The following is a 6,280-nucleotide window of genomic DNA, read 5'->3' as shown; positions in this document are numbered from 1 at the left end:
GCCTTACCAACCCTGACCTCGTTTCAGCCTTGCTTTGCAGCGCCGCTTGCCGTGTCAGTGGAGTCGCATTATAGGGAACCGCGCTGGCGGTGCAAGCGTTTATTACAGAAAAATGAAAATAACTGCCTTTATGAACACTATTTGCACCAAGCGCTCATTAAACACACTTATCATGCCCATATTTGATTAGTTTAGACGTAACAGCCTGTAAAAAACTCGACTCATCTAAACTCTCGTTCTTTACCTTTAGGCTGTCGACTATAGGGTAAAACAAGGAATTAACCATTAGTCTTAAATAACAGTAAAGCACGATTAGGCAGTTTTTATTCCACTAAGGATGGCGTAAGCTGAAACTATAGCGAGCTAATCATAAGTGGAGTAAGTAATGAGCGTGAAGTCTTTTTCTGGTTTTAGCCCCATTTTAGGTAAAGAAGTATGGGTTGACCCAAGCGCGGTGCTGTACGGAGAAATCAAGCTAGGTGACGACGTAAGCATTTGGCCCTTGGTCGCTGCACGTGGCGATGTAAACCACATACAGATCGGTGCTCGCTCTAATGTACAAGACGGCAGTGTGCTACATGTAACTCGCAAGACTGAAAACCCTCCGCATGGTTATCCCTTAATTATTGGTGAGGATGTCACCGTGGGTCATAAAGCGATGCTGCATGGTTGCACTATTGGTAACCGAGTATTGGTTGGCATGGGAGCAATCGTATTGGATGGCGTTATTGTAGAAGACGATGTAATGATTGGTGCGGGTAGTTTGGTACCACCCCATAAACGTTTGGAATCTGGATACTTATATATGGGTAGCCCAGTGAAACAAGCTCGCCCATTAAATGACAAAGAAAAAGCCTTTTTAAGTGAATCGGCTGATAACTATGTTCGCTTAAAGCAGAAGTACTTAGAAGAACAAGTTTAAACAATAATATTGCCGTTTGATTCAAAATCTTCTTGTTGTAACTTTTGTTCTAGCAACTCTTCGATATCGAATTGAACACTATGGTAAGCCTCTAGCATTTTGTCGTCGTTGGTTAACGGTAAGCCGACTAAATGCTCGAGGGTACTCTTACGTACTGCACATTGTACTTTCGCCCCCATGACTTGAACACTGAATTCGACCTGTTGATTCACCGCTTGCCAGCGCTGGTCATCACTTATAATAATGCTTTGATTCATAGTATAGAGGCTCCGCCTAGTGAGGCTTAGTTGTTGTTATTTATGCTAAGTCTTTTTAAAGTGTTGCTTCGGTATATGCAAACTGCAAGTGAAATATAGATGATAAATTGGCAATGGTTACGTTTTGAGGAGCTAAGTACTCAGCAGCTATACCAAATGATCGCCCTGCGTGAAGCCGTTTTTGTTGTGGAACAAGACTGCCCTTACCAAGATGTGGATGGACGTGACCCACAGGCCTTACATCTATTAGGCAGTGAAGATGGTCAATTGCTCGCTTACGCCAGAGTTTTTCCACCAGAGCCTCTTGATTCGAGTATTGGCAGAGTAGTGACGGCTAAAGCCGCTCGTGGCAGAGGACTCGGCCAACAATTAATGCGCCACGCTATAAACTATTGCCAACAACATTGGCCAGCCGCCACTATTCATATTTCTGCCCAGCGTTATCTAGAAGATTTCTATCAAAGCCTTGGTTTCGATATCTGCACGAAGCCCTATCTTGAAGACAATATTCCACACGTAGGCATGGAAATAAAAGCTAACGACTAAGGTTTCGGCGTAACTCGCGCAATACTTGACGAAAACCAGGGCGAATACCGCGCCATACCGTAAAGCTTTCGGCAGCCTGCCCCACTAACATTCCTAAGCCATCAACAACTTTAGCAGCGCCTTGTTCGCTGGCCCAGGCGTTAAAAGCGGTAAGCTCAGCCGAATAAGTCATGTCGTAACAACGGGTATGTTTGGTAATCACCTCGGCCTTAAGCGGAGGAAGCTCACCTTTTAATCCCGCTGAGGTTGAGTTGATAACAATATCAAACTCGCCAGTGACGGCTTCAAAAGAGCTCGCATTAATATTGCCAAAATCACTAAAACGTTCTGCTAAGGCTTCTGCTTTACTGACGGTACGATTAGCAATGAGAACTTCGCCGGGTTGCTGCTCTAATAGTGGGCGTAATACACCTCGCGCCGCACCACCAGCACCTAACAGCAAAATACGTAAACCTTTAAGCTCTCCAAAATTAGCAATTAGATCTGCCACAAGACCCGCACCGTCGGTATTGTCGCCCAATATCACACCATCGTCGGTGAGCTTTAAGGTATTCACGGCACCAGCTAATAAAGCCCGCTCGGTATGTTGCTGCGCAGCTTGATAAGCTTGCTCTTTAAATGGCGCGGTAATATTGCAACCTTTTCCTCCATCTTGCCAAAACGCAGTTAGCGCTTGAGCGAAGCCGTCTTCTGCGGGCTCAATAGCGGTGTAAGTTAACTGTTGCTGGGTTTGGCGGGCAAACAAGGTATGAATAAAAGGAGATTTTGATTGGCTAATTGGGTTGCCAAATACTGCGTATAAATCCATTAGGCGCACTACATAAACAAATAATAAGTCACCTTAACAAGGCTTTAAGCAAAAGCCAAAGCGCAATCTTGAAAATATAGCGCACCTTTGGCTTGGTCTTAATCGTCTTCGTCTAACTCAGGGGCATCAACATCATCCACATCATTGTTATCATCATTTACTGGCGCGTCGTTGGCACCGGTCTTAGGTGGATTACTGACCAAACCATGAAACGCCTTGCGGCCAGTAAGCTTTTTATATTTTAGCCACACTTTTTGTTCAGCGGTTTCTGGCTCGGACACACCACGGCATACTGATATAAAGATCGACTCAATATCATCAATGGGTTCGCGAGTAGATTCATCGAGTTCTTTAAAGGCACTACCGCAGCGTTCTAATAACTCTGCTTCTTTAATGGTGAAGGCGCCGCTGCGAGAAAAGCCACGGCGAAAGTGTTTGTCATCGAAAAACCGACGTTTTGCTAAAAACGATCCATTCATAGCTCAAGACTCAACTAATAAGACATTTTTAAGGCTTAGTTTGATAACACCAAACCTTAAAATATTTAATCCATAGTGGTCATTCTGGCAAGAAAATAAGTCGCTTTTTTTACAGTGTTCAAACTGACAGGTTTAGCCAGTCTTGCGGCATCAAATAACGTTGATAAAGTTGTGCTTCTTCACTGCCAGCTTCTGGCTGCCAATTGTATCGCCACTTAACTAAAGGCGGTAAAGACATAAGAATAGACTCTGTTCGCCCACCCGACTGCAAACCAAATAAGGTGCCCCGGTCGTAGACCAAGTTAAACTCGACATAACGACCACGGCGGTATAATTGAAAGTCACGCTGTTGCTCATTAAACGGCGTATCTTTTCGTCGTTCAACAATGGGCAAGTAGGCCTTCAAAAAGCCTTCTCCCACCGCTTGAGTAAAAGCAAAGCTTTGGGCAAAGCCGGTTTCGTTAAGATCATCAAAGAATAAGCCACCAACGCCACGGGTTTCGTTACGGTGTTTTAAGTAAAAGTAGCGGTCGCACCACGCTTTGTATTTTGGATATACCTCTTCACCAAAAGGCTGGCACAAGTCTGCAGCAGTTTGATGCCAAGAAATACAGTCTTCGTCAAAACCATAATAAGGAGTTAAATCAAAGCCGCCACCAAACCACCATATAGGTGCTTCGCCCTCTTTCTCTGCCACAAAAAACCGCACATTAGCATGTGAGGTTGGCACCATTGGATTGTTAGGATGAATCACCAAAGACACTCCCATAGCTTCAAAATGACGACCGGCTAATTCTGGGCGTTGTGCGGTGGCCGATGCTGGCATTTGTTTTCCACAAACGTGGGAGAAATTAACCCCGGCTTGTTCAAACACCTTGCCATTGGTAAGTACGCGGGTACGTCCTTCACCGGTTAAACCATTGTGCTCGGCTGGGTCACGCTGCCAATCATCGTGGAAGAAACTGGCTTCGCCGTCTTGTTGCTCAAGTTGCTGACAAATAGTTTGTTGCAACTGCAAAAAAAACTGTCGCACTGCTTCAATGTTAACGTCTTGCATGCCGGATCCTTCACCTAGTAATTAAGGGTTAAGCGCGAATCACTTCGCCAGTAAAAATATCTTTGATTTGGCTGGTTTGCTTAGCCTTACCCAAAGGGCCGTCAACCACTAAGTCTACGCCCGTTAACAAGGCAGCTTGCTCAGCATTTGCAGCTGGTATTTCTCCGCTGTAATTAGCCGAGGTAGACACTAAAGGCTTGCCCCAACGCTGACAGATATCAGCCACCAGTGGGTGTGAGGTTAAACGCACCGCAACACTGCTGAACTGACCAGAAATCCACTTGGGTGTAGCGGCTGAAACGGGCACTAACCAAGTGGTTGGCCGAGCTTGCTTACTCACCAATAACTGCTGCTGCTCGGCACTTAGGGCTGAATAATCAATATAGGGTAATAAGTGCGTAAGCTCTGAGGCTAACAAGATCAGCCCCTTTTCCACTGGACGGCGCTTTATCTGCAAAATTTTTGATACAGCTTGTTGGTTATCTGGATCACAGCCCAAACCAAACACCGCTTCGGTTGGGTAGGCAATCACTGCGCCTTGCTGCAGAACAGTGACGGCTTCACTGGTGTTTGTGGTGATGGGACGTTGAGTAGACTGAGTCATTATTTTTGCACTTTTACCAAACTGTGAATTAACAAAAACTGTAGTGCGGCACATACCACCACCGAAGGCCCTGCTGGCGTATCTTGATACCAAGACAAACATAAACCTAAGACCACCGAGATAGCACCAAATACGATGGCAAATACCGCCATTTGCTCAGGCGAACGACTTAAACGACGGGCAGTCGCTGCAGGGATTAATAACAAAGAGCTAATAATTAATGCGCCAACAATTTTCATGGCAATCGCCACTACCACTGCTAATAGCAGCAGTAATAAAGCGCGCATTAAACCAACATTCACCCCTTCCACTTCGGCAATTTGCTCATTAACCGTAGCCGATAACAACTTATTCCATTGGCTAAGTAAAATAGCCAATACCACGGCACCACCGCCCCAAATCCATAATAAGTCTTGCTGGGTAACGGCCAGTAAATCACCGAACAAATAGGCCATTAAATCAATACGCACGTTGTCCATTAGGGCCACAACCACTAAACCTAACGACAAGGCAGAATGCGCCATAATACCTAACAAAGTATCGCTAGCCAGCTGCTTATAGCGTTGCAGTGACAACAAAATCACTGCCAACATTACGCCACTAAATACCACGGCTATCACTGGGTTAATTTGCAGCCATAAACCTAAAGCAACCCCCAGTAATGAAGCATGTGCCAAGGTATCGCCAAAATAGGCTAAACGGCGCCACACCATAAAAGAACCCAAAGGCCCAGCGAGTACCGCAATGCCTAAACCCGCCAGTAAGGCATTAATTAAAAAGTCATCCATGCTTAGTTGTTCTCTTCAGAGCTGGGCTGCGGGTGATGATGTTCATGGTCGTGTTCATCACAAACATGATGGTGGGTATACACGGCCAATTGTTGCCGTTCATTTTGGGCAAACAAACGCGCAAACTCAGGGTGCTGAGCAACACTTTCTGGTTCACCATGACAACAAACATGATGGTTCAAACAAATAACGTGGTCGGTACCCGCCATCACTAGATGTAAATCGTGAGAGACCAACAATACGCCACAACCAATTTGCTGGGCAATATCAGCAATCAGTTGATAAAGCTCTATTTGCCCAGAGATATCTACCCCTTGCACCGGTTCGTCTAACACCAACAATTGCGGTTCACCAAGCAGCGCTCGCGCCAGCAATACTCGCTGCATTTCGCCGCCAGACAAACGCACCATTTGTCGGTCGAGCAAGCGACTAATGCTTAACTGACTAATTACTTTGGTTAAACCCGTTTTCGATGAATGACGAGCCAGCTTAAGAAAGCGCTCTACGGTTAGCGGGAAGGACTCATCAAGGCTAATTTTTTGCGGTACATAGCCAATGCGTAGCTTAGAGGCACGCGCGATGTTGCCCGAATCTGCCGAGATTAAACCCAAAATCACTTTTATGAGGGTACTTTTACCTGCGCCATTAGGGCCAATTAAGGTAGTAATTTGGCCGCGATTAAGTTCCAACGAAACATGGTCGAGTACCATGCGGTCGTCAAAGCTAACACAGATGTTGTTCAGTGAGAGTAAGGTGGTCAATCCCTGCATCCTATAGAAAAATTAGCGTGTATGTCCCCAGCGAGTTTAGCGTAGGGCG

The 6,280-nt window shown here is 45.6% G+C and carries 10 protein-coding genes; 3 read left to right on the top strand and 7 right to left on the bottom strand.

What is annotated here, in order from left to right; all coding sequences use genetic code 11:
- Positions 1 to 186 (top strand): hypothetical protein (locus tag Q4592_RS12745; protein ID WP_303513612.1); only part of this gene is annotated, 186 nt, incomplete at its 5' end.
- Positions 187 to 385: 199 nt separating this feature from the next.
- Positions 386 to 922, top strand: coding sequence for a gamma carbonic anhydrase family protein (locus Q4592_RS12740; RefSeq protein ID WP_303513608.1), 537 nt, complete (start codon positions 386 to 388; stop codon positions 920 to 922).
- Here Q4592_RS12740 and Q4592_RS12735 read toward each other — a convergent pair.
- Positions 919 to 1,179, bottom strand: coding sequence for a DUF1488 domain-containing protein (locus Q4592_RS12735; protein ID WP_303513606.1), 261 nt, complete (start codon positions 1,177 to 1,179; stop codon positions 919 to 921). The genes Q4592_RS12740 and Q4592_RS12735 overlap by 4 nt on opposite strands.
- A 99-nt stretch (positions 1,180 to 1,278) precedes the next feature.
- Between Q4592_RS12735 and Q4592_RS12730 the strand changes: the two genes are divergently transcribed.
- Positions 1,279 to 1,725: a GNAT family N-acetyltransferase gene (locus Q4592_RS12730; protein ID WP_137674495.1), complete on the top strand. Its 447-nt coding sequence runs from the start codon at positions 1,279 to 1,281 to the stop codon at positions 1,723 to 1,725.
- On the opposite strand, the gene aroE is transcribed toward Q4592_RS12730, so the two are convergent.
- From aroE to znuC, 6 genes are all read right to left on the bottom strand, one after another.
- A complete protein-coding gene (aroE, locus tag Q4592_RS12725) occupies positions 1,715 to 2,533 on the bottom strand; it encodes a shikimate dehydrogenase (protein ID WP_303513604.1) in 819 nt (272 codons plus the stop codon). The genes Q4592_RS12730 and aroE overlap by 11 nt on opposite strands.
- A gap of 98 nt (positions 2,534 to 2,631) precedes the next feature.
- Positions 2,632 to 3,012 carry a DUF413 domain-containing protein gene (maoP, locus tag Q4592_RS12720; protein WP_303513602.1) on the bottom strand — a complete coding sequence of 127 codons (381 nt, stop codon included), beginning with the start codon at positions 3,010 to 3,012 and terminating at the stop codon, positions 2,632 to 2,634.
- A 118-nt stretch (positions 3,013 to 3,130) separates the two neighbouring features.
- Positions 3,131 to 4,069, bottom strand: a complete 939-nt coding sequence (gene hemF, locus Q4592_RS12715) for an oxygen-dependent coproporphyrinogen oxidase (RefSeq protein WP_303513599.1) — start codon at positions 4,067 to 4,069, stop codon at positions 3,131 to 3,133.
- Between the two features lie 28 nt (positions 4,070 to 4,097).
- Positions 4,098 to 4,673: a Sua5/YciO/YrdC/YwlC family protein gene (locus Q4592_RS12710; protein WP_303513597.1), complete on the bottom strand. Its 576-nt coding sequence runs from the start codon at positions 4,671 to 4,673 to the stop codon at positions 4,098 to 4,100.
- Positions 4,673 to 5,461 (bottom strand): zinc ABC transporter permease subunit ZnuB, encoded by a 789-nt coding sequence (gene znuB, locus Q4592_RS12705; protein WP_137674490.1) that lies wholly within the window; start codon positions 5,459 to 5,461, stop codon positions 4,673 to 4,675. The genes Q4592_RS12710 and znuB overlap by 1 nt, the downstream gene beginning before the upstream one ends.
- Before the next feature lie 2 nt (positions 5,462 to 5,463).
- Positions 5,464 to 6,231, bottom strand: coding sequence for a zinc ABC transporter ATP-binding protein ZnuC (gene znuC, locus Q4592_RS12700; RefSeq protein WP_303513595.1), 768 nt, complete (start codon positions 6,229 to 6,231; stop codon positions 5,464 to 5,466).
- Positions 6,232 to 6,280: the final 49 nt, after the last annotated feature.

Origin of the sequence: Agarivorans sp. 1_MG-2023 (assembly GCF_030548385.1) — a bacterium.
Lineage (GTDB): Bacteria > Pseudomonadota > Gammaproteobacteria > Enterobacterales > Celerinatantimonadaceae > Agarivorans.
The sequence above is the reverse complement of the archived record's forward strand: the minus strand, read 5'-3'. Positions and strand labels throughout refer to the sequence as shown.

Excerpts from the sequence above, each read along its gene's own strand:
- Q4592_RS12740 (WP_303513608.1), top strand. The coding sequence starts at position 386 with ATGAGCGTGAAGTCTTTTTCTGGTTTTAGCCCCATTTTAGGTAAAGAA.
- Q4592_RS12735 (WP_303513606.1), bottom strand. The coding sequence starts at position 1,179 with ATGAATCAAAGCATTATTATAAGTGATGACCAGCGCTGGCAAGCGGTG.
- Q4592_RS12730 (WP_137674495.1), top strand. The coding sequence starts at position 1,279 with ATGATAAATTGGCAATGGTTACGTTTTGAGGAGCTAAGTACTCAGCAG.
- aroE (WP_303513604.1), bottom strand. The coding sequence starts at position 2,533 with ATGGATTTATACGCAGTATTTGGCAACCCAATTAGCCAATCAAAATCT.
- maoP (WP_303513602.1), bottom strand. The coding sequence starts at position 3,012 with ATGAATGGATCGTTTTTAGCAAAACGTCGGTTTTTCGATGACAAACAC.
- hemF (WP_303513599.1), bottom strand. The coding sequence starts at position 4,069 with ATGCAAGACGTTAACATTGAAGCAGTGCGACAGTTTTTTTTGCAGTTG.
- Q4592_RS12710 (WP_303513597.1), bottom strand. The coding sequence starts at position 4,673 with ATGACTCAGTCTACTCAACGTCCCATCACCACAAACACCAGTGAAGCC.
- znuB (WP_137674490.1), bottom strand. The coding sequence starts at position 5,461 with ATGGATGACTTTTTAATTAATGCCTTACTGGCGGGTTTAGGCATTGCG.
- znuC (WP_303513595.1), bottom strand. The coding sequence starts at position 6,231 with ATGCAGGGATTGACCACCTTACTCTCACTGAACAACATCTGTGTTAGC.